We start from the raw sequence: 25,990 nt of genomic DNA, 5'->3' as shown, positions 1-25,990 counted from the left end.
AGCTCAGCTGGGTAGAGCGTCTGTCTAAAACGCCGGTGGACATCACCACATCCGCTCCCCCTGCACACATCCGCCTCCGGGCGGGTCGAACGTAAGGAGCCACCATGGCACGTGACCCCCTCGCCGCGATCTCGACCATCACCACCCCGCAGACCCGGCCGATGCCCGGCCGGAGCGACCAGGTGAAGAACGCCGCCGGCGGCTACGTGTTCGACAAGGACCTGTGGGCCAAGGTGGAGGACTTCCTCGTTCTCGGCACCACGGGCGGCACCTACTACGTCAGCGAGGACAAGCTGACCGCCGGGAACGCCCGCGTGCTGTTCCAGGCGATCGCCGAGGACGGGCCGCGCGTGGTGCGCCTGCTGACGGACATCTCGACGGCTCGCCCGCCCCGTGCGCCGAAGCAGCGCCCGGCCCTGTTCGCGCTCGCCGCCTGCTACGCGGAAGGCGACGCCGACACCCGCCAGGCCGCGAAGGCGGCGCTCGCCAAGGTGGCGCGCACGACCGACCACCTGGCCCAGTTCTTCGGCTACTACAAGAACCTGGGCGGCAAGCCGACCGCTCGGGGCATCGCGCCCACGGCGGGCCGTTCGCTGCGGACCGCGCTCGGCTCCTGGTTCCTGACCGGCAGCCCGGACGACGTGGCGTTCAAGGCGTGCAAGGCGCGCCAGCGCAAGACACCCCAGGGCGAGGCGTTCGACCTGCGCGACGCGCTGCGCATCGCCCACCCGGTCGCCGATGACGAGCAGCGGAGGACGCTGTTCGGGTGGATCGCCGGGAACGTCACCGACGAGCAGGCCCGCGAGGTCCTGCCCGCCGTGGACCGGTTCCTCACCGCGAAGGCCGTGACCGGCCCGGCGCAGGCCGTCGAGGTGGTGACCACGGCGAAGGTGCCGTGGGAGTTCCTGCCTGATGCGGTGCTGCGCGACCCCGGCGTGTGGGAGGCGCTGATCGAGACGGTCGGCATGACGGCGCTGATCCGGAACCTGGCCCGCATGACCCGGCTGGGCACGCTCAAGCCGAGGGCGGAGGCGACGTCGCGGGCGGTACGGCGGCTGACGGACCGGGAGGCGATCCTGCGCGCCCGGATCCACCCGATGGACGCCTGGCTCGCCCTGCGCGTCTACAGGTCGGGCGTGGCGCAGCCGAACCCGCGCGCCGACCGGCAGACGTGGCATCCGGTCCCGGCCGTGCTGGACGCGCTGGAGGAGACGTACGAGCTCGCCTTCGGCACCGTCGAGCCGTCCGGCAGGAGGCTGCTGGTCGCGGTGGACTCGTCCGGGTCGATGAGCTGGGGCGGCGGTGTCCGGGTGGGCGGTTCGCCGATCGGGTCGCCGTACGAGGTCGGCAACGCCATGGCGGTCATGCTGGCCCGCATCGAACGCGGCAACGCGCACGTCATCGAGGTCGACACGCGGGTGCACGCGTCGAAGGTGACGCCGCGCACCAACCTGCGCGAGATCGCGTCGTGGAAGCCGTCCGGCGGCGGCACCGACCTGTCGCTGCCGTTCACGTGGGCGCGTGAGCAGCGGATGGAGGTGGACGGCATCGTCGTCTTCACCGACAACGAGACCTGGGCGGGCAGGTCCCACCCGACCCAGGCGCTGAACGCCTACCGGCGCACCGTCAACCCGGACGCTCGGGTGGTCGTCGCCGCGATGACGGCCGCCGGGCACTCGATCGGTGACCCGAAGGACGACGGTGTTCTCAACGTGGCCGGGTTGGACGCGTCGCTGCCGCTCGTGGTCAACGGGTTCGTGCGCTGACGTGAGTGAGGGTCGCCTGGGCTAGGGCCGGATGACGATCTCGAGGTACTCCAGCGGCATGAGCAACGTCTCGCCGCCGGTGTTCAGCTCGTGGACGAGCTCGGTCAGGTCGGCGACGAGGGATTCGCGGCCGGACGTGTCCAGGGACGCGAGGGTCATCACCGTGGGGCCGTACGCCGCGCACCAGGCGCGGACGTGCTCCTCGGGGCTGGAGAAGCGCCACCACAGCTCCCGTGTCTCCGCCTCGATGGCCGCGCCGGGGCCGAACAGCTCGCGCAGGCCGTCCGCCGTGCCCCAGCGGCTCTCCGGGCGGGTGCCGGGAGCGGGGGAGACGTACTTGGTGTTGAGGGCGAGCATGCGGCCCATGTAGCCGGACGGTGTCCAGCAGGCCAGCGCGATCCGGCCGCCCGGCCTGGTCACGCGCAGCAGCTCGGCCGCCGCCTGCGCCTGGTCGCGGGCGAACATCACCCCGAACGTCGAGGTGACCAGGTCGTAGGAGGCGTCCGGCACCGGGAGGGCCTCCGCGTCGCCCTGGCGGAAGTCGATCGCCAGGCCCTCCGCCTCGGCGCGGCGCGTGGCGTGGGCCAGCAGGCCGGGCACGAGGTCGATGGCGGTGACGCGGGCGGAGCGGCGGGCGGCGGCCAGGGCCGTGTTGCCGGTGCCGGTGGCGACGTCCAGGTGCTCCTCCCCGGCCCGCAGCCGGGCGGCCTCGCACAGCAGCTCGGCGGCCAGCAGGAACCGGGCGCCGATGGACCTGTAGTCGCCGGTCGCCCACGTCCGCTGCTGTTCGTCGCCTCGCTCGCGCGTCCGCTGCTGTTCGTCGTCCCGCTCGCGCGTCTGCGGCTGCTCGCCGTCCCGCTCGTTCGTGCGCTGTCGTACGTGGTCCCGCTCGTTCGTCTCCTGCTCCGACATCGCGTCTCACCCCGATCGACCGGCGGCCAAGATCCAACGTCCTGCCAGTCTGCGGCATGCCGGGCACGCCTGGCCAGATCAACTTCGCCCCGCCGCCGGGCGATCACGGTTCGCGACGGCGGCCCGCGGCGTCGCCGGAGCGTCCGCCGCTGGTCGCACGGCGTTTCTTGACCTTGTCAGAGTGAGTCAGTAATGATCTCCGCCGTAGCCCACCGAAAGGCGATCACGTGCGATTCCTCGCATCGAGAGCCGCGGCCTTAGCCGCCGTCCTGACCACCGCCACCGCCACCCTCGCGGTGCCCCATCCCGCCTCCGCCGCCGCGCAGCTCATCGCGAACGGCACCTTCACCGGTTCGACCACCCCATGGGCCGCCCTCGGGCAGACCGCGATCGCGGCCGAGGACGGCCGCATGCGGGTCGAGGTCAAGAACGTCGTGGCCAACCCTTGGGACGCGATGGTCGCCGCGCCCACCACCGCCGCCCTGAACCCGGGCAAGAGTTACACTCTCTCCTTCGACGCCTACTCCACCGTCGCCTTCACCGCCAAGGCCACGGTGCAGTACACCGCCACCCCGAGCAGCAACCAGTCGCTGGCCACCGACGTGCGGCTGACCTCGTCGAGCAAGCGTTACAGCATCCCGTTCACGGCCGCGCAGGCGTCCGCCACGGCCGCCGAGGTGACGTTCCAGCTCGGCGGGTCGGGGGCGAAGCCGGTCGTCCGCTTCGACAACGTCTCGCTGCTGGAGACGCAGACGACCCGGCCTACCGGCCTGTACGTGAACCCGCAGTCGAACCCCGCCCGGTGGGCCGCCGAGAACGTGAACAACCCCGCCGCCACGCCCATCAGGGACAACATCGGCAACAAGCCGATCTTCGAGTGGTTCGGCGGCTGGTTCACCGACCTGACCAAGGCCGTGGACACCTACGTCGGCTCCGCGCAAGCCCAGGACCGGCTGCCGATGCTGGTGGCGTACAACATCCCCAACCGCGACGCGTGCGCGGGGCACTCGGGCGGTGGCGCGGGCGACGCCGCCGGGTACCACGCCTGGATCACCGAGTTCGCCAAGGCGATCGGCAGCCGCCACGCCGTCGTCGTGCTGGAGCCGGACGGGGTCGCCGCCGCCGGGTGCGTGACGAGGATCGGCAAGGACCCCGAGGACCAGTACCGGATGCTGCTGGACGCCACGCAGGTGCTGCGGGCCGAGGCGCCGAACGCGTGGGTGTACCTCGACGCGGGCAACGCCACCTGGATCCCGGCCGCGCAGATGGCGCCGTTGCTGGTGAAGTCGGGCATCGCCAACACGCGCGGCTTCTCGGTGAACGTCTCCAACTACATCACCACCGCGGACAGCCAGGCGTACGCGGTCGCGGTCAACGACCTCCTGCGCACGACGGTGGGCGCGAAGACGTACGTGATCGACACCAGCCGGAACGGCAACGGCCCTCACGTGGACGACACGCCGGACGACAACTGGTGCAACCCTCCGGGGCGCAAGCTCGGCGCCTCGCCGGTCCGCCAGACGTCCGGGGCCGAGTACCTGTTCTGGGTGAAGGTGCCGGGTGACTCCGACGGGCCGTGCGGGATCGGCTCGGACGTGCCGGCGGGCTCGTTCAGCCCCGAGCTGGCCATGGCGCTCATCAACGGCGGCTCGTGACCTGACGCGCATTTCCGCAGGTCTATCCGTGTCGATCTCGCAACAGGAGGCTGAAGTCCCAGTGTCGAGCCGGAATCTGAAGTTATGCGCGGCGGGCCTGTCCGCCCTCGCGCTCATGGCCGCGAGCCTGATCACCGCCCCGGCGGCCGCGGCCGCGCCCGATGACCCCGCCACCTACTACGTCGACGACATCGGCGGCAACGATGCGAACGAGGGCAAGTCGGCGGCGACCGCGTGGCGGACGCTGGCCAAGGCCGGCGCGGCGACCCTGGCCCCCGGTTCCAGGCTGCTGCTGCGCAGGGGCGGCACGTGGGCGGAGCAGCTGGTGATCGCCGAATCCGGCGAGCAGGACAGCCCGATCGTCGTCGACGCCTACGGCACCGGCGCCAGGCCCGTGATCAAGGGGACCGACGCGGTGTCCTGCGTGCTGCTCTCCGGCGACCACATCGAGGTCTACAACCTGCAGGTCGGCGTGGAGGGCGCGGGCCGGTGCGAGTGGTCCGGGTTCTCGATCGAGGGCGACCACAACTTCCTCAACCAGAACTACATCACCGGCGCGTCGGCGGGCGTCTTCATCGACGAGGAGGCCGACTACACCTCGATCAACAACAACGAGTTCGTCAACAACAACGTCATGAGCGTGAACACGGACGCCTCGGAGATGGGCGAGGAGTACGCCAACGACGACTCCGGCGCCTTCGCCATGCTGGTCCACGGCGACGACTCCGAGATCTCCTGGAACGACATCAGAGGCTCGATCGCCCCCAGCTTCGACTACGTCTTCGACGGCGCGGCCGTCGAGATCTTCAAGGGCTCGCGCAACTGGGTGCACCACAACATCTCGGTGGACAACGACACCTTCACCGAGCTCGGCACGCTGACCTCGGCGAACGGCGAGTCGCAGGACCCGGACGGCACCGCGGACAACGTGTTCGAGTACAACGCCGTCTACGGCGAGCGGACCAGGGGCGGGATGGTCACCCGCGGCCCCTACAAGGAGGAGGCGGGCTCGCCGGTCGAGCCGAACGGCCCCGTGCTGCGCACGGTCTTCCGCAACAACTCGATCTACCTGCCGAACGAGGACGCCGAGGGCGTGGTCTGCGACGCCAGTTGCACGAACGAGCACCTGACGATGACGCAGAACGCCATCTACGCCAAGAAGAAGAGCGTCTACGCCCCCGGCGTGACCGCGGCCGCCAACTCCTACAACGTGCTGGACGGCGACCAGTACCAGGCGGGCGACGACGGCACCGGCAACGTCTTCGAGGATCCGCGCTTCGACCCGGCCGGCCCGCTGCGGCTCCTCGCCGGCAGCAAGGCGATCGGCCTGGGCAAGGTGAAGTACGGCCAGGTCGATCTGAACGGCGTCGCGATCGGCGCGGACGGCGGCATCGAGGCCGGCGCCTACGAGCATGTCTCCACGCCTTGATTCGAACTTGTGAGCGATAAGGGGTGGCCCTTTGTGGCCACCCCTGCATATGATCTTGATCGTTCGTCCACCGAGAGAACGGGAGATCCGGCCATGAGACGCAAACTGATCGCGTTAGGCATCGGCTGGGGGCTGGTGGGCGCCACCGCCATCGCCACGCCGGCCCAGGCCGACGTCATAGCCTCGGTCCCGCTGCACGGCACCGGGTCCGCCGCACAGCAGACCGCCACGTTCTGGCTCGCCGACGGGGGCGCCAACCTCAGGAACGCCACACCGTACTCCGTGCAGACCTCGGTATCCGTGACCGCCCCGGCCACCACGCCCGTCCCGGACGGCAAGCCCGGCAACACCGCGCCGCTGATCCCGCCCGACGGGGAGGACCCCACGACCTCGGGCAAGGTGTTCTTCGTCGGCGGTGACGGGCAGCCGCACTGGTGCACGGGCACCGCCCTGCAGAGCCAGTACCGCAACCTCGTCGCCACGGCCGGGCACTGCGTGCTCGACATCGAGGACGCCGCCCCCACGCAGAGCCGGGTGGTGTTCGTGCCCGGTTACGCCGACGGCACGGCGCCCAAGGGCCTGTACGTCGCCAAGCAGGCCTTCGTCCACCATGAGTTCTCCCTCTACGACGACCTGGAGCGCGACTACGCCTTCATGACCGTCTACAACGGCGTCGTCGCCGACTCCGCCGGCGTGCTGAGTGACACCGGGCGGCTGGGCGACAACGCCGGCGGGCAGGGGTTCGCCTGGAACCAGCCGACAGACTCCTCGATCAGGGTCTTCGGCTACCCGGCGGGCCCGCACCCCGACGGGACGCTGCCCTACACGGGGGAGCACCTCCATCAGTCCATCGGGGCGGCGTCCTGGGTGGCGGCTCCTGAGCTGTCCACCGAGTACCTCGTCGGCGTCGAGTCCCCGTTCACCGGTGAGGGCTCGCTCGGCTCCGCGTGGCTGCTGCGCTACGACGCCGACTCGAAGCTCGGCTACCTCAACGGCGTCACGATGAGCGTTTCCGACACCGACGCCGACAACCGCTACGACACCGGCGTCTCGCCGTACTTCGACTCCGAGGCGGCCACGATCTTCAAGGCGGCTGCGGCGTCCTGGAGCGGTCGCCTCGTGTAGCAGAGCGGACTAGAAGTCGCGCGAGCGGCGCAGGGCCGGTGGGCGGCCGTCCGGGTCCACCGCCCACCGGTACAGCGGCAGCGCCATGACCTTCTGCGCGCGTGACAGGTGCGGCTCGGGATGGGCGCGCAGCCGGCCGGGCGGGCGGGGCCCCGTTCGCCCGGACTCGTGCCAGGTTTCCAGGGCCGCCGCCGAGCGGGCGAACGCGTCGAAGGCGGTCACCGGGTCGCACAGCTCGTCGGTCCGCTCCGCCGGCAGGTCCAGGTGCTCGGTCATCAGGGTCAGGCGCAGGTCCCTGGCGAAGCGCAGGGCGCCGGCCGGTGGGCGCGGGTCCTCCTGCTCGTCGAGCACCGCGCAGCTCAGCTCCGAGTCGTACGTCCACGACCGCAGGTTGACGTTGTCCGAGCCGATCGCGGCCCACACGTCGTCCACCACGCAGACCTTGGCGTGCACGTACACCGGTGTCCCGTGGTGGTTCTCCACGTCGTAGATGGCCACCCGGTCGCCGCCCGCGCGGCGCAGGCGGCGCAGGGCGTCGGCGCGGCCGATGAGGCTGGCGGGGCCGGCCAGCCAGCCGTCCTGGTCGGGGTGGCGCGGCACGATGACGATCATGCGCAGGCCCGGCTCCCGCTCCAGGGCGCGGGCGAACGGCTCGATCACGTCGGTGGACCACAGGTACTGGTCCTCCAGGTAGATCAGCGACCGCGCCCGGGCGAGCACCTTGTGGTAGGCGTGGGCGATGCTGCGCTCGCCGCCGGGCGCGAACGGGTAGCCGCGGCGGCGGGCCGGGTACGTGCGCAGCAGTTGCACGCAGTGGTGCCCCGCGGGCGGCGGGGGCGGCCCCGGGCGGGGCAGGGGCGGGGCGTCGTCGAGGCGGCCCAGGTGGTCGCGCAGGCGGCGCAGCGGGTCGCGGGTCTCCGGCGCCGGGTCCTCCCAGCGTTCGCAGAACACCTGCTCCACCTCCGCAACGGCAGGCCCGCGGATGGCGGCCTGCACGTCGTGCCAGGGCGGGCGCGGCCCGTAGACGTCGGGCATCGGGGCGCGCTGCGGGTCGCCCTCGTGGGAGGCGTCGTCGCGGCGGCTGTGGCACAGGTCGATGCCGCCGACGAAGGCCACGTCCCGCTCCGGGGCGCGGTCGTGGCGCAGGATGACGAACTTCTGGTGGTGCGAGCCGCCCACCGCGGTACGCGTGTCGAGCAGCGCCTGGCCGCCGGTGTCCTCGATCTCCTGGCCCAGGTGACGGTTCTCGGCCGAGCTGAAACGCAGCAGGTCGAGGTGGGAGCGCCAGATGAGGCCGCGGACGAGCGCGCCGCGTTCGGCGGCGGCCGCCATCGCCGCGCCCACGCTGGGCCCGTCAGGGGTAAGCCGCTCGTCGGGGTCGCCCCGCCAGTCGGCGAACAGCAGCAGGTCGTCCTTGTCCAGCTGCTCCAGGCAGGCCCTCAACTCGGCGAAGTAGGCGGCGCCGTGGACGAGCGGCCGCACCTCGTTCCCGTACGACCACGCGCTCAGCTTGGTCGCCGGGTTGCCGCGCTCCTCGTCGGTGAGGAACCAGTCCTCGATTCGCATTCGATCCTGGCTACCCCGGGAGCGGCGGCTGATACCTCTGCCGGGGCGGCCGGCGCGCCGGCTCGGCGATCGGCTCGGCCGGGTGGGCGGGCAGCCGTACGGTGAACACGGCGCCGCCGCCCGGGCGGCCGTCGGCGGTGATCGTGCCGTGGTGGCCGTCCACCACCTCCCGCACCAGCGCCAGCCCCAGCCCGTACCCCGTCCCCTCGAACCGGGTGAACAGCCGCTCGGCGTGCTCGGGATCCAGCCCGGCGCCGTCGTCCCTGACAGTGAGGGACACCGTGCCGGGCTCGCCGGCCAGCGTCACCCGGATGTGCCCGCCGGGGCCGGTGTGGCCGAGCGCGTTGTCCAGCAGGGCCGAGATCACCCGCCGCAGGGCGGACTCCACCCCGCGCACGACGGGCTCGCCCGGCCCGTCACAGCGCACCTCGATGCTCACCCCCTGCGCCGCGGCCCTGGCGTCCTCGGCCACGGCCAGCTCGGCGGCCAGGACGGCCAGGTCCACCGGGCCGAAGGGCATGCGGAGCTGCTTGAACTGGGCGGATCTGAGCAGGTCCTCGACCACCTCGCCGAGCTGCCCGGTGCCGGTCGCGAGCTGGTCCACCTCGTCGAGGAGCAGGATCGGGTCGGTGCCGCCGCGCAGCCGCCGCGACAGGAGCTGGGCGCGGGTGTGCAGGCGGGTCAGCGGGGTGCGCAGCTCGTGGCTGACGTCGGCGGCGAAGCGGCGCTGCCGGGCCAGCGCCTCGCCCAGCGGCGCGATCGCGCGGCGGGAGACGACCTGGCCGACCAGCAGCGCGGCCAGCAGCCCGGCGATCTCCGCCCCGATGAGCGTGCGCAGCAGCCGCTGCTGCTCGGCGGCCTGGTACCGCAGGTCCATCGCGGCCTGCACGATCGTGCCGCCGCGCTCGCGCGTGTGGATCAGGTAGTCCCGCCCGGCAACGGTGACGTGCGCCGTCTCCGGCTCCGCTCCGGCGGCCACGCGCGCGAGCGCCCGGCGTACGGGCAGCGTCGCCGGCGCGCCGGGGGAGGGGCGCACGGTGCCGTCGGCGCGCAGCTCGTACAGCCACACGCAGGGCGGCGGGTGGGCGATGGGCGAGCGCTGCGCGGCGGCGGCCAGGTCGCGCTCGGCCGCCGTACCCTGGCCGTGGCCCATGGCGCACCACACCAGCACGCCGACGAGCGCGAGCACCACGGAGATCGCGCCCGCCACCTGCACGGTGATGCGCCGCCGGGCGCGGACCAGCAGCCGCCGGTCCGGGTCGAGCAGCCGCCGGTCCGGATCGGGCAGCCGCCGGTGCGGGCCGCGCAGCCGGGTATCGCCGGTGGGCCGCCGGCCGGGCGAGGCGATGCTCACAGCTCACCCAGGCGGTAGCCCACGCCTCGCACGGTGCACACGACGCCGGACCCGAGCTTGTTGCGCAGGTAGTACACGTACGTGTCCACGATCGACTCCTTGCTGGCCCCGTCGAAGACCCGCTGGCGCAGCGACCTGCGGGTGTGCACCTGCCGGGGGCGGGCGGCCAGCTCGCTGAGCAGCCGGCACTCCTGGCCCGACAGCGTCACCTGCTCCCCGGTCGGCAGGCGGACCAGGTGGCCCTTGGTGTCCAGCCACCCCGCGCCCAGCGGCAGCAGGCCGGCCAGGTCGAGGTTGCGGCGGTGCAGCGCGCGCACCCTGGCCAGCAGCTCGTCGATCTCGAACGGCTTGACCAGGTAGTCCTCGGCGCCCGCGTCCAGCCCGGTCACCCGGTCGGCGACCGAGCCGAACGCGGTGAGCACCAGCACCGGCGCGGTGACCGCCTGCCGGCGCAGCCGCCGCACCAGGTCGATCCCGTCGAGGGCGGGCAGGCCGCGGTCGACGATGAGCACGTCGTAGGCGCGGGACAGCCCCAGGTGCAGCCCGCGCTGCCCTTCGAGGGCGAGATCGACGGTGTAGCCCTGTTCGGCGAACAGGCCGACCAGCATGTCTCCCAGTTCGCGGTCGTCCTCGACGAGCAGCAGCCGGCGCGAGACAGGACCGGCCGTGCCTGATGTCCCAGCCACCAGACCACGGTTGCACCACTGCCGTGGATTTACCAGGTCCACTCGGCCATTGGCCCACTCGGCTACGCGGAATCGGACCGCACGTCGACCGGCGCTCGCCCGATCGGCCCGTCGGGCCCGGCGCCGGGCTCCAGCCGGTCGGGCAGGGCCAGCTTGTACAGGGGCAGGGCGCCTGCGGTGGTGAGCACGGCCACGAGCACCAGCATGGCGAACAGCTCCTGCGTGATCATGCCCTGGGCCAGCCCGATGTTGATGAAGATGAGGATCATCAGGCCGCGGGCGTTCATGAGCGCGCCCACCGCGTACGACTCCCGCGCGCCGAACCCGATGCCCCGCATCGCCAGCGAGCACCCGAAGTACTTCCCGGCGAACCCGGCCAGCAGGATCAGCGCGAACGCCGCCAGCATGGCCCCGCCCGTGATGCCGCCGAGCTGGGTGTTCAGCCCGGAGAAGGTGAAGAACGTGGGCAGCAGCAGGGTCGAGACGATCTCCATCATGCGGCCGTGCAACGCCTCGCGGAACGCCGGGTCGCGGGGCATGGCCAGGCCGGCGAAGAAGCCGCCGAAGACGGAGTACACACCGATCCAGTCCGTCACCCAGCCGGCGGCGAGCGGGACGAGGATGACGACGTACATGGCGGTGGGGCCGAACCGGCCGGTGCGCGCGACGGTCCTGCCGAGCGGGCGCAGCAGCGGGGCCACGACCTTCAGCATGACCACGGCGAACACCGCGGTCAGCGCGATCGTGGGCAGCGCGCCGCCGGGGCCGTCGCCGAGGTGCATGGCCGACAGGAGGGCCAGGACGCACCAGGCCAGCGCGTCGTCGATGGAGGCGGCCAGCAGGGTGAGCCGGCCGATGGGCGTGTTCTGCAGGCCCCGCTCGTACAGGATCCTGGCCAGCATGGGGAAGGCGGTCAGCGACAGCGCGCCCCCGACGAACAGGGCGAACTGGAACGGCGGCACGTCGGGCCGGGAGAGCAGGTCGTGGAGCAGGAGCCCGGCGCCGGCGCCGAGCAGCAGCGACGGGACGATCCCCGAGGCGGCCAGCACGCCCGCGTTGCGGAGCTCGCCGGGCGTCCGCGCGCCGTGGTCGATGCCGGCCCCGACGAGGAACATGTAGAGCGTCAGGCCGATGGTGCTCAGCACGTAGAGAACGGGCCGCACCTCGGGCGGGAACAGCGCCGCCTGCGCCTCGGGGAACAGCCAGCCGAACAGCGTCGGCCCGAGCAGCACGCCGGCGACCATCTCGCCGAGCACGCGGGGCTGCATCACGAGCTGGGCCAGCCGCCCGCAGATCGCCGCGGCGACGAGGAGCACGACGAGGGCGGGCAGGACCTTCAGCACCAGGGCGAGGTTGGCGTCAGGAGCCGTGACGTGGGCTGCGACGGGAGCCAGGATGCGCATACGGTTTCTCCGCTTCAGAGCCTTCGAAATGGCGCTCGCACAGCCGCAGCCTGCGCGCGTCCCAGACCATGTACGTGCCGAGGACGAGCTGCACGAGGCTGAGCCGGACGCCCTCCCAGCGGTCGCGCACCCGCAGGTACGCCAGGGCGGGGCCGGGCCGGTGAGGCGCGTCGCGAGGGGTGAGCAGGCAGGGCCCGCGATGGGGCAGGGACCTGGTGTGGGAGACGGAGGAGTCGAGGACGTACCGGTCCAGGACCTCGCGCGCCACCGCGCGCATCGCGATCGGCGCCAGCCGCCAGGCGGGGCACGGCCGGTTGGCCGCGACGCCGAACGGGATGTGGTTGAGGTCCTTCGCGCCCGGCCCCGCGAACCGGTCCGGGTCGAAGCGGTCAGGGTCGGCGAGACCGGCGCGGTGGAAGGCGGGGTAGTTGAAGCAGAGCACCGAGCCGGCGGGGATCGTGGTGTGCTCGTCGAGCGCGAGGTCGCCGGTGGTGATGCGGTGGGCGATGCCGAACAGCGGGTAGAGCCGCATCGTCTCGGCGATCACCTGGTCGAGGTAGCGGTCGTCGCCCGTGCGCGCCCGCTCCTGCACGCCGGGGTGCCGGGCCAGGACGAGCAGCAGGTGGGCCATGGCCTCCGACAGCTGCACGACGGCGGTGGTGAAGAAGGCGCCGTGCAGGTAGTAAGCCTGCTCCCGCGCCGTCAGGCCCTCGGGGAGCGGCACGCGCACCCGGTGCAGGTTGCGCAGCAGGTAGGCGGTCAGGCGGTCGCGGCGGCGCAGGTGCCGCAGGCTCGTGCACTTCAGCGCGGAGGAGACGTCGCCGGCGTTGGTGGCGATGAGGTCGCGGGCCTCGCGCGGGCAGGGCTCGGCGAAGACCAGCTCGTAGGCGAACTCCGCCCACAGCGGCATCATGAGGTCCCGCAGCCGCACCAGGCCGCGCGCGTCCCGCAGCGCGCGGCCCGCGCAGCGGCGGGCGAGCTCCTCGGCCTCCGCGCGGCGCACGGCGAGCAGGCGGCGCGTGACCCGGGCCACGGCGTCGTAGGTGTCGCCCGCCTCCAGGTGCTCCTGGTGCATCTCGGGGCCGGGCGAGAGCCAGTACCAGAACAGGTCCGACAGCGCCGCGCCCCTGCTGCGCCCGGCGGCGGCCGGGTGCGCGTACACCGCGGCGAAGTGCTCGACGCCGACGAGGTCGCCGGGCACCGGGATGCCCTCGGCCCCGTTGATCCGCTCGAACACGCGCACCCGCAGCGCCACGACCCGGGCCGGCAGCCACCACGGCAGGCTCGCCAGCACGGCCAGCACGGCCGCCGCGGCGAGGGTGATGCTCAGCATGGCCGTCTCCCCCTTACGCGGGCACGGAGGCCGTCCGCTCGGCGAAGAAGGCCCGCAGCGGCTCGACGTGGACCTCGGGGGAGTCCCACTCGTTCTCCAGGTTCTCCGTGAGGTGGTGGGCGGCGACGGGCCGGCCCGGCAGGTGGTGCCGCACGACGGGGTGCAGGTAGTGGCCCTCGTGGGCGCGGGCCGAGTCGCTCTGGCTGATGCGACCCACCTCGATGTCGAAGGGGTCGACCTGGTCGTGGCCCGGGCCGTACTCCAGGGTGATCGCGAAGTGGCCACGGTCGCCGATCGGCGGGCCCTGCAGGTCGTGCGGCAGCTCCTCCAGGTAGCGGGCGGTGCCGTCGCCGTCCAGGACGATCACGTCGGCCAGCAGGCCGAACTGCTGCCACAGCGCCGAGGTGCGGTTGACCCGCTCGATGACGGCCGCCGCGAGCGCCGCCGGGGCGGCGGGCAGCTGCCTGGCCGGCCAGGGCACGCCGTGGTGGCGGGACTCCATGATCCGGTGCAGGGCGCGCACGCCGTACCTGAAGCCGTGGATGAAGCCGCTGGTGCCGCGCTTGAAGTCGCGCGACTGGGTGATGGTGCCGGCGAAGTACAGGCCGGGGACGTTGACCGACTCGTACGCGGGCGTGAGCGCCGGGAACCTGCCGTCGATCACCAGGTCAGGGCGGCAGCCGCCGGCGAAGATCGAGGAGTCGAAGCGGAAGCCGGTGCAGAGGATCACCCGGTCGTACGGGATGTCCTTGGTGACCTCGTTGACCCGGGCGAAGGCCACCGTGACCAGGTACGTGCCGTCCGGCTGCCGCTCGATGCGCCGGATGTCGCCGTCGAGCAGCGCGTTCTGCGACTTGAGCTGGTAGGTGTCGAGCAGGCCGTTGTTGACCGCGCGCAGGTGGCCCACGTAGTGGGTGCGCCAGGCCATGCGTACGGAGTGCGGGCCCGCCACGTGGATGACCGCCGCCGTCTCGATCAGGTTGTCGGCCGTCTCGAAGGCCGAGTTGCCCTTGCCGATGACGAGCACCCTCCGGCCGAGGTAGTCGGCCGGGTCGGTGGAGGCGGTGCCGTACAGGTCGGCCGTCTCGACGCCCGGGATGGGCGGGATGTTGGGCCGGGTGACGCCGGCCGCCACGACCAGCCGCCGCGCCCGGTACGTGCGGCCGTCCGCCACGGTCACGTGGAAGTCGCCCGGCCGGTCCACCCGGGTCACGCGGGAGTCGTAGGCGATCCGCAGCCCGCACGCCTCGGCGAAGTCGCGCAGGTAGCGGACCAGGTCGTCGGCGTGCGGGAAGTAGCGGTCGCTGTAGCGGGTGAACAGCAGGCCGGGGTCGTCCGAGAGCAGTGAGTTCCAGTCCATCCGGAGGTTGAGCTCCGGGTCGTCCCAGCCGGTGTGCTTCTTGTTGATCGAGATGAGCGTGCGATGGCGCGGGAAGGTGCGGAAGAACTGGCCCGGCTCTGACCCGGCCTCGAGGATCAGGTACGTGCGGCCTGCCCGGTGCAGGAAGTGACCGAGCTGGAGTCCCGCGGGTCCGGCGCCGATCACCAGGTAGTCGAGGGTGTTGTCCGCCACTGACGCCTCCGTCACTGCAAAGTGGTTGAAGGGGCAAATATCAGTGTTGGCGGGTAATTCTCAGAGTCTGCTTAGAACAGGCCTGCTCCGTGCCGGGCCAGGAGCGCACGCTTGTCCGGCTTGCCGCTGGTCGCGACCGGGACGCCGGGCACCACCGTGATCGTCTTGGGCACGCTGTCCTCGCCCAGCTCCGCCTGTACGCGCGCGGCCAGCGCCGCCTGGTCGGGCACCCGGCCGGGCGCGGGCACGACGAACGCGTGCACCGCCTCGCCGGTGCCCTCGTCCGGCGCGCCCACCACGTACGCCTCGTCCACGTCCGGATGGCCGGTCAGCACCCGCTCGACCGGGCCCGCGTACACCACCATCGCGTTGACCATGACCACGTCGCGGGAGCGGCCCTCCAGGTGCAGGAAGCCGCCGGCGTCCACGTGGCCGAGGTCGCGGGTGCGCAGCCAGCCATCCCTGAGCGTGTCGCGGGTCTCCGCCTCCTCGCCCCAGTAGCCGGCCATGACGTACGGGCTGCGGACGTGGATCTCGCCCGTCCGGCCAGGCGGCAGGACGGCGCCGGCCTCGTCACGCACGCTCAGCTCCACCCCCGGATGCGGCAGGCCTACCGGGGCCACGATGCCGGCGGCGATGTGCTCGGGGGTGAGCATGGCCACGTTGCCCGCCTCCGTCTGCCCGTACCCCTGGTAGACGACCGGGCCGAGCCGCGCGGCGGCCGCCCTCAGCCTGCGCGGGCCGATCGGCGAGCCCGACACCATCAGCGCCCGCAGGCTCGACACGTCCGCCGTGTCCAGCAGCTCCATCATCCGGAACAGCCTCGGCACGGTGATGATCGAGCCGGTGATGCGGTACCGCTCGATCGCGTACGGGAACATCGGCCGCCCGTCGTCGTCCAGGATCACCGCCGTGCCCCCGCCGAGCAGGCACGGCGCCAGGAACTCCATGACCACCATGCTCGCCAGCGTGCCGAACAGCAGGTACCGCTCGAACCCGCGCGCGAAGGCCGCCGCCACGGGCGACCACACGCGCGGCTGCCACGCCCAGTGCTCGCTGAGCGCCCGATAGGTGATCGCGCACCCCTTGGGACGGCCGGTGCTGCCGCTGGTGAAGGTCAGGGCGGCCACGTCGTCCGGCCGGGCGGTCAGCTCCAGCGGCCCGCCGTCGTCCGGACGGGCCAGCAGGTCGGCCGCGCCGGGCACGGGGCCCAGCGAGAGCGCCTGCCCGGTCATGAGCTGCGGCGTGGCCGTGGCCGGGTCCACGAGGACGGCGTCGACGTCCATGGCGAGGACGTGGGCGAGCTGGCCGGGCGGGTAGCCGGGGCGGATGCCGACGACGCGGCAGCCCAGCGCGTGCGCGGCCATGTGTGCGGCGAACGCCTCCGGCGTCACCTCCGTGCGGACGGCGATCGCCCGGCCGGGGCCCAGGCCGGCCTCGCGCAGCGCGCCCGCCAGCCGCCGGATCAGCTCCAGCAGCTCGGCGCGGGTGACGGTCCTGCCGCCGTGCTCGAAGGCCGGGGTGTCGGGGGCCTGGCGCAGCGCCTCGATCAGGGGGTGCGGGAAGAGCATGGTGGGCTCCTCTGTGCGTCGATGGGCGTTCCCGGAGTGCCTGATGCCGTCATATAACGGGATTTGTCGCGACATTAGGCGGCGCACATCAGAGAAGGATCAGAGGTGCGCGGGTGAAGGTGATCGGCGCGGGCTTCGGCCGTACCGGGACGCGGTCCTTGAAAGCGGCACTCGAACTGCTCGGCTTCGGGCCCTGCTACCACATGTCCACCGTCATCGCGGAGCCGTACCGGGTGCGGCAGTGGCTCGACGTCGGCGAGGGGCGCTCGCGGGACTGGGACACGCTGTTCGCCGGGTTCCGGTCGGCGCTCGACTGGCCCGCCTCCGCGTACTGGCGGGAGCTGGCCGCGCACTACCCCGGCGCCAAGGTCGTCCTGACCGTCCGCGACCCCGGGCCCTGGTACGACAGCGTCAGCGCGACCATCTTCCGCAGCGCGCTGGAGCAGCGGGCGCGGCTGACGCTACGGCGGCGAATGATCCGGTGGCTGGTGGCGCGGCGGGCGCCGGACTTCGCGCTGTACCCGCGGATGGCCAGGGCGACCTTCATCGACCCGGTCTTCGGCGGGCGCGTCGACGACCGCGACCACGTCCTCGACGTCTTCGAGCGGCACGTCGCCGAGGTCAAGGCGGCGATCCCGGCCGGGCGGCTGCTGGTGTTCGAGCCGGGCGACGGGTGGGAGCCGCTGTGCGCCTTCCTCGGGGTGCCCGTGCCTGACGTGCCGTATCCGCAGGTGAACGAGCGGGCCGCGTTCCGGCGCAAGCGGCCGAGGCGGCTGGCCCGGCTCATCCTGCGCGGACGGTGAGCGTCAGGACAGCGCCCATTCACCCTTCTGGCCGGCCATCCCGCTGTTCAGCCCGAACTGGAACTTGGCGAGCGTCGCCGGCTCCGGCACCTCGAACACGATCACACCCTTGCGCGAGTCCCCCGCGTTGACCGTCACGGTGCCGCCGAAGCCCTGCCCCTCGGTGACGTTGGAGAAGGAGGAGCGGTACTGCTGCCCCTGGCCGTCGATGAGCCAGGCGCCGTTCGTCGGGGCGTCGCTGTAGACGGCCTGACCCGCGTTGGCGAGGGTCACCTCGACGGCGACGAGCTTGTTGCCCGTCTTCGGCTTCAGGAAGTCGGAGGCGGGGGTGGCCGGGTTCACGACCCGGTTCACGGTCACGCTGACCTTGAGGCCGGGGTCCATGCCCTGGACGGTCAGCGTGCCGCCCACCCTGGCCGTGGCCGGCTGCTGCCCGCTCTGCCCTTGAGCCGGCCGGCTCGCGGCGGGCTGGCTCGCCGCCGGTGGGGTGGCCGCGGGCGGGGTGGCGGCGGGTGGGGTGGCGGCGGGTTGGCCGACATCGGCCTGTCCGGCGCCGGGCTGGTCGATACCGGGCTGGTCGATACCCGGCTGGCCGATACCGGGCTGACCGGCCGGGTCCACCGGCGGGAGCTGACCGGCCGGGTCCGCCGTCGGCTGACCCGCGGCGTCACCCGCGGCCGGAGGCTCGCTCGGTAGCGGCTCCTGCGTGATGACCATGTTCGGCCCGTCGGAGTCGGCGAGCACCGCCGGCCGGCCGGTGTCGGTGAGCACCATCACCACCGCGGCGCAAGCACCCAGGAGCAGCAGCGGGACGCCGACCGCGAGCAGGACGACCAGCGGCAGGTTGTCGCGCGGCGACGGCGGCGCCGCCACGGGCTCCTGGAGTCCGGGGTCGTGCGGGTGCCCGCCGTACGGGGGCTGCTGGTACGGGGGCTGCTGGTACGAGGGCTGCCGGTACGGAGGCTGGGGCCACGAGCCGTACGGCGGTTGCTGGTACGGAGGCTGCGGTCCGTACGGGCCGGACGGCAGGGGCGGGTATCCCATGGCGCGACTCCTGACAGGGGACGGGACTGTTGGGACGTTCCACCCGTACCTCCGGTTGTCCTGTCCGCGCAACAGCTTGATCGGCTTTTCGGAGCCCCAGTGGATGGACTACGGGGTCATGGAGGCGTACGGGACGCCGGAGGACGACTACGACCCCGGTGGCATGGAGCTCCTGGACAAGGCGCAGAAGAACGGCCTGGTCGCGGCCCGTCCCGGCCACCTGCTGGTGCTGACCCACTCCGACTTCGGCGTGTGCGTCACCATGGAGACCTGCACCCGCCGCCCGCCGGTCGAGACCAAGGGCTGGGACCACGTCGTGGAGGTCGGCTACCGCGACACCGGCGCGTCCATCGTGCTCCAGGACCAGATGGGCGGCCAGGAACTGCCCGATCTCGCGCTCGACGGCTACCGGGGCCCCTACCGGATCCGCGTGCACCACGCGTGGTTCCCGTGGAAGGGCGAGCGGCAGCGCGGCCAGCGGCTCCTGATCACGGCCTTCCCCGGGAAGAGCGACAGGACCGTCACCTACCGCAGGACGCCCCGGTGGTGATGACCCCGGAGGGCCCCGGATGCCGTCATGTGCGGTTGATCCCCTAATGTGCGGTGAATGAGCGGACGTGGAGTTCTTGTCACCGGGGCATCGCGAGGGATCGGACGGGCGATCGCGGCGGCGTTCGCCGCCCAGGGGGACCGGGTGGCGATCCACCACCGTGACTCCGCCGGGGAGGCCGGCGACCTGCTCCGCGAGCTGCCCGGACAGGGGCATGCCGTGGTGCGGGCCGACCTGGCCGACCCCGAGGACGTCAGGACCATGGTGGACGCGGCGGCGCGGGAGCTGGGCGGGGCGATCGACGTGCTCGTGAACAACGCGGGCGTGTTCCTCCACCACCCCGTCACCGAGACGTCGTACGAGGAGTGGCAGGACGCCTGGCGGCGCACGCTCGACGTGAACCTGCTGGGCGCGGCCAACGCCGCCTGGTGCGCGTTGCGGCACATGTCCTCCGGCGCCCGGATCATCAACGTCTCCTCGCGCGGCGCGTTCCGCGGCGAGCCCGAGGGCCCCGCCTACGGCGCCAGCAAGGCGGGCATGAACGCGCTGAGCCAGTCGCTGGCCATCGCCCTGGCGCCGCGCGGCATCGCGGTGGCCGCCGTGGCCCCCGGCTTCGTCGAGACCGACATGACCAACGAGCACCTCAAGGCCCCGCGCGGCGACGCCATCAGGGCGCAGAGCCCGTTCGGCAGGGTGGCGCGCCCGGAGGAGATCGCCGCGGCCGTCCTCTACCTGGCCTCACCGGCCGCCGAATGGGCCAGCGGCGCCGTGCTCGACCTCAACGGAGCCTCGTACCTGCGCTGACCTGACATCGGCCGCCAATCCCGTGATCTTCCCGGAATCGGCGGCTATGGTGAACTCTCAGGGCACTTCGCGAACTCGTTCAGAGGGGGACGGTGTGGCCAAATGCTGCCTGTACGCGCTGTTATCGGTCGCGTCCTCCGCGGCCGTCCTGGTGACCTGCCTGGCCATGTACATGGTCGCCGGGCCCGTCGGCGCGGTGTTCAGCGTGCTGGTCGGACTGGTCGGCCTGTGCGCGTTCATCGTCGCCCACGACACGATGCGCCGCCGGTCGCTGGCCGCCGAGGAGGCGCGGCGGCTGGCCAAGGAGCGCGACCACGTCAGGCGCACGGTCGACTTCGTCGCCGACCCCGCCCTGACCGAGGAGCAGCGCCTGACGGTCATCGACTCGTTCATCCCGCGGCTGCGCGTGTCGCGGGCGCCGTTCCGCGACCGGCTGGTCCTCGTCCCCGAGCTCTCACCACCCGCCCGCGCGCTGCTGGAACGCGCCAGGCGGGCCGTGATGTCCGTCTACACCTCGCAGGTCATGCGCCGCCGCCTGCTGGACGGGCTGGCCAACGAGGCGCTGCTGCCCCGGCAGATCTGGGAGATCGCGATGCTGCTGCGGGTCCAGACGCACCTGCACCAGGAGCAGGAGCGCGCCATGCGTGGCCTCGTCACCCCCGAGCTGAGGGCCGTGCTGGAGCCGCAGCAGGAGGCGCTTCGCCGCTCCGTGGCGTCCGTGACGGCCAGGGTGGAGCAGCTGGAGCGGTACGCGCGCCGCGTCCAGGAGGCCGACGCCGCCCTGCGGGCCCGCGAGGCGCTGGACAACAACGACAAGTACCGGGCCCTGCTGGCGCACACCGACGACGACGAGGGGATGCGCGACCTGGAGACGCACGGCGCGGCCCTGGAGGAGACGCTGGCCAGGAGCGTGCGGGTGGCCATCGAGGCGGGCCAGACCCTCAGCCTGGACCGGCAGGCCTGACAGCGGCCAGCGCGTCAGCGCAGCGCCCACTCGCCGCGCTGCTGGGCGTACCCGCTGTTCAGCGCGAACTGGAACCGCACCAGCTCGGCGTCCTCCGGCACCTCGAAGACGACCGTCCCCTTGAGGCTGTCGCCCGGCTTGATCGAGGTCATCCAGTGGAACGGCAGGCCCTGCTCCACCCGGCTGATGGAGAACGGGTACTGCTGCGAACCCGAGTCGATCATCACCGCCCCGTTCATGGGAGCGTCGTTGTAGCCGACCCGGCCCTTGTTGGTCAGCGTGAGCTGGACCGCCGCCAGCCGGTTGCCCGGCCTCGGCTGCGCGCTGTCGGCCGTCGGCGCCGCGTCGTGGTAGACCTCGTTGAGCGTCACGGCCACCTTCGAGCCCGGCTCCAGGCCTGTGAGGGTCACCGTTCCGCCGGGTCTGCTCGTGAGCGGGTCGTCGTCGTCGCCCTTGGGCGCCGTCTCCTGGGAGGGCTCCTCGGAAGGCGGCGTGGCCGGCTCGGCGGGAAGCTCGGCGGACGGGCCCGGGTCCGCGGGCGAGGCGGAGGCCGAGGCGATCGAGTCGCGGACCGGTTCGATCAGCACGAACCAGGCCGTCGCGGCGCCCCCGAGCAGCAGCACCGGCACGCCGATGGCCAAGGCCAGGACGAGGGCCAGGCGGCGGCGCGGCGGCGTGGGCGGGGTCGGCGGCCCGTACCCGTACGGCGGACCGCCCAGATGGTCGGGGCCGGCCGTGTACTGCGGCCTGTACGGGTCCTGCGGCGGCGGCGCGAACGCCGCGGCTTCCTGCTGCTGGCGGTGCGGTTCCGAGGGGTATCCCATGGCGCGGCTCCACTGGAGGGAGAAGGACCGTCCAAGAATGGACCCGGCCGACTGCCCCGGATGGGCGTAATGCCTGTTCGGTCTGGTATTGAACCCCTCAGCCGCCCCCCGCGGCGCGCCTGTCCAGCAGCAGCGCGCCCCGGCCGGCCAGCAGCGAGCGGCACCACTCGCGCAGGTCCGCCGGCTTCGGCCCGCCCAGGTCGCCCTCGTCCAGCAGGTCCGCCCAGTCGAGCAGGGACTCGGCGAGCATGAGCGGCACCCCGCGCCGCTCGTGCACCTCGGCCGCGGCCTCGAAGTGCTCGGCGGCCCGCCCAGGATCACCCGTCGCCACGCACAGGTGGGCCAGGTAGTGATGCCCGCAGTGATGGGCCACCGCGCCGTGCCCGAACGTCTCCCCGCCGGAGGCCAGCGAGTCGTACAACCGCCCGGCCAGCTCGGCCCGCCCCAGCCGGGCGGCGGCCACGGCCAGGTTGTCGAGCGCGGACCGGTGCGCCATGTTGCGCGGCGGCGCGGCGCCGCCGTAGTCCAGGATGCGGTCCAGCAGCGGCGCGGCCTCCTCGTCGCCGAGCTCGCACAGGTAGCGCAGCACCGCGTGCACCGGATCCACGCGCGGGCGCCGGGCGGCGCGGCGCAGCCGCTCGCGCAGCTCCCACAGCCGCCCCTGCAGCCGCCTGATCTCGCGGATCTGCTCGGAGTAGATGGCCATGGCCTCGAGGCGGCGGCCGATCTCCGAGCCCAGCCGCAGCGCCGACTCCGCCTCGGCCTCGGCCTGCACCAGGTCGCCCTGCATGAGCGTCAGGCCGGCCTTGGAGTAGCCGATCAGCCAGGTCAGGTGCGGCTGCCCGAGCCGGTGCGCCAGCTCGTCGGCCTGGCCGAGCAGCATGGCCACCCTGGTGGTGTCGCCGCCGTCGAGCACCGGGGGAGTGCGCTGCATGTACGCGTGGAACAGCGCCAGGTCGTCACCCGTCCTGCGGGCCGCCTCCAGCATCTCGTCACCGTCGCGGTGCCGCTGGTGCAGCGGGTCGGCCGGGATGATGGTCAGGCTGCGCATCCCGAGCACGCTCGCCAGCGTGCGCGGGTCGCCGGACTTGCGGGCCAGCGCCACCGCCTCGTCGCTCAGCGCGAAGCGGCGCTCGCCGTCGGGCGCCCAGATGAGCTCCGAGGCGAGCTGGGCGGCCAGCAGGGCCCTGGTGCTGACGTCGGTGGAGTCGACCACCTTGCGGGCCTCCGTCAGCAGGGCGATGCGCTCCCGGTCGGGCGCGGCCGAGATGGCCGAGCCCCGGTCGCCGCCGAGCGCCGCGGTGACGAGCAGGTCGTGCCGCCGGCACTCCCTGGCCAGGTCGGCGGCCTCCAGCAGGGTGCGCCTGGCCTCCGGATGCCCGGCCAGCCACATCGCCCTGCCGCACTCGACCAGCAGCTCGGCGCGCCGCTCCAGCGTGGTGCCGGGGAAGTCGCGCAGCAGTCCGAGCACCCGCTGGTACCAGGTGACGGCCTCGCGGTGCGCCAGCCCGGCCAGCGCGTGCTGGGCGGCCTGCACGGCCGCGTCCGCCGCCGCGCTGACCCTGGCCGGGTCGCGGCCCTGCTCGGCGGCGGCCACCAGGTGGGCGGCCACCACGTACGGGCGCGCCCGCATCGCGGCCGGGTCCGTCTCGCACAGCGCGTCGGCCACCCGGCCGTGCAGCAGCGCGGCCCGCGGCGGCGAGAGCGTGGCGTAGAGCGCGTCCCTCGTCAGCTCGTGGGAGAACTGGCAGGACCCGTTGTCCAGCATCGTCACCAGGCCGGTGCCCATGGCCTCCTCCACCGCGGCCACGAACCTGGCCTCGTCGAGGTCGAGCCCGCGGCGCAGCTCCGCCGAGGTCATGCGCTCGCCGACGGCCAGCAGGGTGACCAGGTCCCTGGCGTCGGGGTGGAGCTGCGACAGGCGGGCCGTCACCATGCGGGTGACCGAGTCGGGGACGGCCAGCGCGTCGAGGTCCTTGCCCGCCCCCAGCTCCCTGATCACCTCGCTGACCAGGAACGCGTTGCCGCCCGTGATCCGGTGCAGCCGCTCGGGGTCGCTGCCCGCCCGCGCCTGCGTCAGCGCCGAGGAGACCTCGTCGAGCCCGAACGACGGCACCTGGACGACCCGGGCGCCCGCGGTGAGCTTGTGCAGCTCCGGCAGCGTCTGCGGCGGGGCCGACTCGACCGGGACGGGCCGCGACATGGCCAGCACGAGCAGCGGCAGCGCGTCGGCGTCCCACATGAGGGCGCTGAGCATCTGCAGCGACTCCAGCGTGGCCCACTGCAGGTCGTCGATGACCAGCAGCACCGGCCGGACGGTGGCCAGCCGCTCGATCAGCGTGCGGGCCGCGGCCATCAGGTGGTAGCGCTCGGACACGGGCTCGGTGGCGGGCGGCACCTCCAGCGACAGCGGCGGCGCCGCCAGCGACGGCGCCAGCCGGACGAGCTGGCCGCACTGCTGGTCCACCCCGGCCCGCAGCAGCAGCGCGGGCGAGGTGCGGGCCAGCCGCTCCACGGCCCCGGCGATCGGCTCGTACGCCTTGCGCGCCGGATCCGTGCACCGCCCCGCCAGCACCGTGAACTGCCGCTTGAGCGCCCGCCTGGCCACCTCGGAGGCCAGGCGCGTCTTGCCCACCCCCGGGTCGCCCTCCAGGATCACCAGCCCGCTGCCGAACTCGGCCGCGGCCAGCTCCCCGTCGAGCACCCGCAGCTCCTCCTCGCGGCCGACGAAGGGCAGCGCCCCCGCGTCGTCCAGCCACGGCGCCAGCCCGCCGCCGAGGTGGTGGTCGGCGCTCTGCCAGTGCAGCTCGTAGGTGTGCAGCGGCTCGCGCAGCCCCTTGCCCGGCATCCGCCCGAGATCCTTGAACTCGTGCCGGCTGCGCCCCTGCGCCAGCCGCCTGACCAGGTCGGTGCAGAGCACCTGTCCGCCCTCGGCGACCGCGACCAGGCGGGCTGCCTCCACCGTGGGCAGCCCGCTCACGTCGTCGTGCCCCCAGCACACGTCGCCGGCGGCCAGCGCGGCCCTGATGGAGATCTTCTCCAGGGCGCGCTCGTTCTCGTCGACCACCGCCTGCTGCACCGCGATGATCGCGTCGAGCCCGGCCGTCGCGGAGTCGAACACGGCCATCAGCCCGTCGCCCAGGCTCTTGGTGAAGGAGGAGCCGCTGGCCGTCACCACCGAGCGCAGGAGCTCGTAGAGGCGTCGGAAGACCACGTTGGCCCGCTCCTCGCCGAGCCTGATCCGCAGCGCGGTGGAGCTGACCACGTCGGTGAACAGGATGGTCGCCGTGGTGAGGGTGCCCGGCTCACGTCCGGGCTGATGCGGAGCAGTCACTAGCGCGGGCCTTTCCGCCCCTGCGCGGGCGCTCGTAGCGTCTTACGGACGGTGCGGCGGAGCGCGCGCGTCTTCACCGCGGGGGCCGACTGCTTGATCCGCCAGGCGCGGGCCAGCTCGTCGGGGATCCTGAACGCCGCCTGCCCGTCGGAGTGGCGGTCGATCAGGGCGATCACGATGTGCCGCCCGGCCTTCCGTACCAGCCAGCGAACCACACCGCCCGCGGGCCCTGCCAGCCACTTTTGCCGGTGAGCGGAACGCGCCGCCGCGAACAGCGCGGTGCACCACCAGGCCGCGCCGGGCACGCCGAGCAGCTCGGGCACCCGGTGGACGCCGTGCTCGGCGTCCTGGAAGATCCAGTGCACCAGGCTGCGCGGCATCTTGCGCCAGCCCAGCGGCATGAAGGACTCCATCTCCTTCAGCAGCATGGCCATCAGGCGGCGGCCCTCGTCGCTGGGCTCCAGCATGCGGCCCAGGCGAGCACTGATCGGCGGGACGTCGTCGAGCGTGAGGGGGCCGTCGCGGCAGACCTCGACGCCCATGAGGTGGCCGAAGACGCTCCAGGTGTAGAGGTTGGCGGCGCGCTCCTGCTCGCTCAGCACCACGCCCATGGTCTCCATCGCCTCCCACGTGACCACGGAGAAGTCGAAGAGCGTGGCCAGCAGCAGCTCCTGGTTGACCGGCGGGCCGTACCGCCCGGTGTCCCAGCGGTCGGCGTACTTCTCCTCGACCAGGGCCCGCACGAACGAGTGCAGGATCCGCAGCCCGATCGCCGTCGTGTGCCCGGGACGGCCCGGCTGCAGGCTGTCGGTGGCCTTCAGGCCCATCACGTCCACCAGCATCTGCCCGGTCTCCGCCACCCGGCGGGTGAGGCTGTGCGTGGCCAGGTTGGAGACGCCGGCCAGCACCTTGGCGCTGGACACCTCCACGTACGCCATCGGCAGGCACGCGAAGAACAGCGCCGCCGACTGGTACAGCCCGTAGTCGGCGAACACGGCCTGCCCCCGGGCCAGCAGCTCCAGGTCGTCGCCCCACTCGGGCAGCTCCCTGGCGAATTCGAGCGCGTCGAAGATCTCCGAGGCCGGCGGCGCGCCCGAGGGCTCCCTGGCCTCCCGCTTGGCCGCCCCCAGCTCCGCGACCACGGCCTTGACCAGCTCCAGCGCGCCCGTCCCCGTGGGCTGCGCCTGGAGGTACTCGGCCACCACCTTGTCGATGTCAGGATCGGCCTGCTGCCTGAGCTGCCGGAACCTCTCCTCCGGCCAGCGCTCGTCATGGACGTTCATCTACCCCGTAC

General features: G+C 72.9%; 20 protein-coding genes. 8 read left to right on the top strand and 12 right to left on the bottom strand.

All coding sequences use genetic code 11. The features are described from left to right. Positions 1-104: 104 nt before the first annotated feature. Entirely contained in the window at positions 105-1,766 is a 1,662-nt protein-coding gene (locus tag AB0I79_RS23580; protein WP_357876277.1) for a TROVE domain-containing protein, read from the top strand. Positions 1,767-1,787: 21 nt separating this feature from the next. Here AB0I79_RS23580 and AB0I79_RS23575 read toward each other — a convergent pair whose 3' ends face one another. Then, the gene (locus tag AB0I79_RS23575) at positions 1,788-2,678 is read right to left on the bottom strand and encodes a class I SAM-dependent methyltransferase (protein ID WP_357876275.1); all 891 of its coding nucleotides are present in this window, start codon (positions 2,676-2,678) and stop codon (positions 1,788-1,790) included. Between the two features lie 227 nt (positions 2,679-2,905). Between AB0I79_RS23575 and AB0I79_RS23570 the strand changes: the two genes are divergently transcribed. The 3 genes from AB0I79_RS23570 (at position 2,906) to AB0I79_RS23560 (ending at position 6,887) form a co-directional block, all read left to right on the top strand. After that, on the top strand, positions 2,906-4,333 hold the full coding sequence (locus tag AB0I79_RS23570) for a glycoside hydrolase family 6 protein (RefSeq protein WP_357876273.1): 1,428 nt from the start codon (positions 2,906-2,908) through the stop codon (positions 4,331-4,333). Positions 4,334-4,448: 115 nt separating this feature from the next. Beyond that, positions 4,449-5,762, top strand: coding sequence for a hypothetical protein (locus AB0I79_RS23565; RefSeq protein WP_357876271.1), 1,314 nt, complete (start codon positions 4,449-4,451; stop codon positions 5,760-5,762). A gap of 93 nt (positions 5,763-5,855) precedes the next feature. After that, positions 5,856-6,887 carry a hypothetical protein gene (locus tag AB0I79_RS23560; protein WP_357876269.1) on the top strand — a complete coding sequence of 344 codons (1,032 nt, stop codon included), beginning with the start codon at positions 5,856-5,858 and terminating at the stop codon, positions 6,885-6,887. 9 nt (positions 6,888-6,896) lie between these two features. Here the strand turns inward: AB0I79_RS23560 and AB0I79_RS23555 are convergent, their stop codons facing one another. From AB0I79_RS23555 to AB0I79_RS23525, 7 genes are all read right to left on the bottom strand, one after another. Then, positions 6,897-8,453 carry a phospholipase D-like domain-containing protein gene (locus tag AB0I79_RS23555; RefSeq protein ID WP_357876267.1) on the bottom strand — a complete coding sequence of 519 codons (1,557 nt, stop codon included), beginning with the start codon at positions 8,451-8,453 and terminating at the stop codon, positions 6,897-6,899. 10 nt (positions 8,454-8,463) lie between these two features. Continuing rightward, positions 8,464-9,807, bottom strand: a complete 1,344-nt coding sequence (locus tag AB0I79_RS23550; protein WP_357876265.1) for a HAMP domain-containing sensor histidine kinase — start codon at positions 9,805-9,807, stop codon at positions 8,464-8,466. Then, positions 9,804-10,493, bottom strand: coding sequence for a response regulator transcription factor (locus tag AB0I79_RS23545; protein ID WP_357876263.1), 690 nt, complete (start codon positions 10,491-10,493; stop codon positions 9,804-9,806). The genes AB0I79_RS23550 and AB0I79_RS23545 overlap by 4 nt, the downstream gene beginning before the upstream one ends. Before the next feature lie 62 nt (positions 10,494-10,555). After that, positions 10,556-11,896, bottom strand: coding sequence for a cation:proton antiporter (locus AB0I79_RS23540; protein ID WP_357876261.1), 1,341 nt, complete (start codon positions 11,894-11,896; stop codon positions 10,556-10,558). Further along, entirely contained in the window at positions 11,853-13,229 is a 1,377-nt protein-coding gene (locus tag AB0I79_RS23535; RefSeq protein WP_357876259.1) for a cytochrome P450, read from the bottom strand. Before AB0I79_RS23535 ends, AB0I79_RS23540 begins: the two co-directional genes overlap by 44 nt. Positions 13,230-13,242: 13 nt before the next feature. After that, on the bottom strand, positions 13,243-14,802 hold the full coding sequence (locus tag AB0I79_RS23530) for an NAD(P)-binding domain-containing protein (protein ID WP_357876257.1): 1,560 nt from the start codon (positions 14,800-14,802) through the stop codon (positions 13,243-13,245). A gap of 71 nt (positions 14,803-14,873) precedes the next feature. After that, positions 14,874-16,373 carry an AMP-binding protein gene (locus AB0I79_RS23525; protein ID WP_357876255.1) on the bottom strand — a complete coding sequence of 500 codons (1,500 nt, stop codon included), beginning with the start codon at positions 16,371-16,373 and terminating at the stop codon, positions 14,874-14,876. A 113-nt stretch (positions 16,374-16,486) separates the two neighbouring features. Between AB0I79_RS23525 and AB0I79_RS23520 the strand changes: the two genes are divergently transcribed. Continuing rightward, the gene (locus AB0I79_RS23520) at positions 16,487-17,176 is read left to right on the top strand and encodes a sulfotransferase family protein (RefSeq protein WP_357876253.1); all 690 of its coding nucleotides are present in this window, start codon (positions 16,487-16,489) and stop codon (positions 17,174-17,176) included. A gap of 3 nt (positions 17,177-17,179) precedes the next feature. Here the strand turns inward: AB0I79_RS23520 and AB0I79_RS23515 are convergent, their stop codons facing one another. After that, a complete protein-coding gene (locus tag AB0I79_RS23515; protein ID WP_357876251.1) occupies positions 17,180-18,220 on the bottom strand; it encodes a DUF4352 domain-containing protein in 1,041 nt (346 codons plus the stop codon). A 103-nt stretch (positions 18,221-18,323) separates the two neighbouring features. Here AB0I79_RS23515 and AB0I79_RS23510 point away from each other — a divergent pair, with 103 nt between their 5' ends. The 3 genes from AB0I79_RS23510 (at position 18,324) to AB0I79_RS23500 (ending at position 20,538) form a co-directional block, all read left to right on the top strand. Beyond that, entirely contained in the window at positions 18,324-18,770 is a 447-nt protein-coding gene (locus tag AB0I79_RS23510) for a hypothetical protein (protein WP_357876249.1), read from the top strand. Between the two features lie 57 nt (positions 18,771-18,827). Then, on the top strand, positions 18,828-19,574 hold the full coding sequence (locus tag AB0I79_RS23505; protein WP_357876248.1) for an SDR family oxidoreductase: 747 nt from the start codon (positions 18,828-18,830) through the stop codon (positions 19,572-19,574). Between the two features lie 94 nt (positions 19,575-19,668). After that, positions 19,669-20,538, top strand: a complete 870-nt coding sequence (locus AB0I79_RS23500; protein WP_357876246.1) for a hypothetical protein — start codon at positions 19,669-19,671, stop codon at positions 20,536-20,538. 14 nt (positions 20,539-20,552) lie between these two features. Here the strand turns inward: AB0I79_RS23500 and AB0I79_RS23495 are convergent, their stop codons facing one another. The 3 genes from AB0I79_RS23495 to AB0I79_RS23485 all read right to left on the bottom strand — a co-directional run bounded on the left by AB0I79_RS23495 (position 20,553) and on the right by AB0I79_RS23485 (position 25,979). Next, a complete protein-coding gene (locus tag AB0I79_RS23495; protein ID WP_357876244.1) occupies positions 20,553-21,362 on the bottom strand; it encodes a DUF4352 domain-containing protein in 810 nt (269 codons plus the stop codon). 97 nt (positions 21,363-21,459) lie between these two features. Further along, positions 21,460-24,696 (bottom strand): AAA family ATPase, encoded by a 3,237-nt coding sequence (locus AB0I79_RS23490; RefSeq protein WP_357876242.1) that lies wholly within the window; start codon positions 24,694-24,696, stop codon positions 21,460-21,462. Then, entirely contained in the window at positions 24,696-25,979 is a 1,284-nt protein-coding gene (locus AB0I79_RS23485) for an oxygenase MpaB family protein (protein WP_357876240.1), read from the bottom strand. The genes AB0I79_RS23490 and AB0I79_RS23485 overlap by 1 nt, the downstream gene beginning before the upstream one ends. Positions 25,980-25,990: the final 11 nt, after the last annotated feature.

The sequence above is a fragment of the Nonomuraea sp. NPDC050202 genome (assembly GCF_040656115.1).
Taxonomy (GTDB): Bacteria; Actinomycetota; Actinomycetes; order Streptosporangiales; family Streptosporangiaceae; genus Nonomuraea.
Note: the sequence above shows the minus strand (reverse complement) of the source record. Positions and strands in the feature narration are given on the sequence as shown.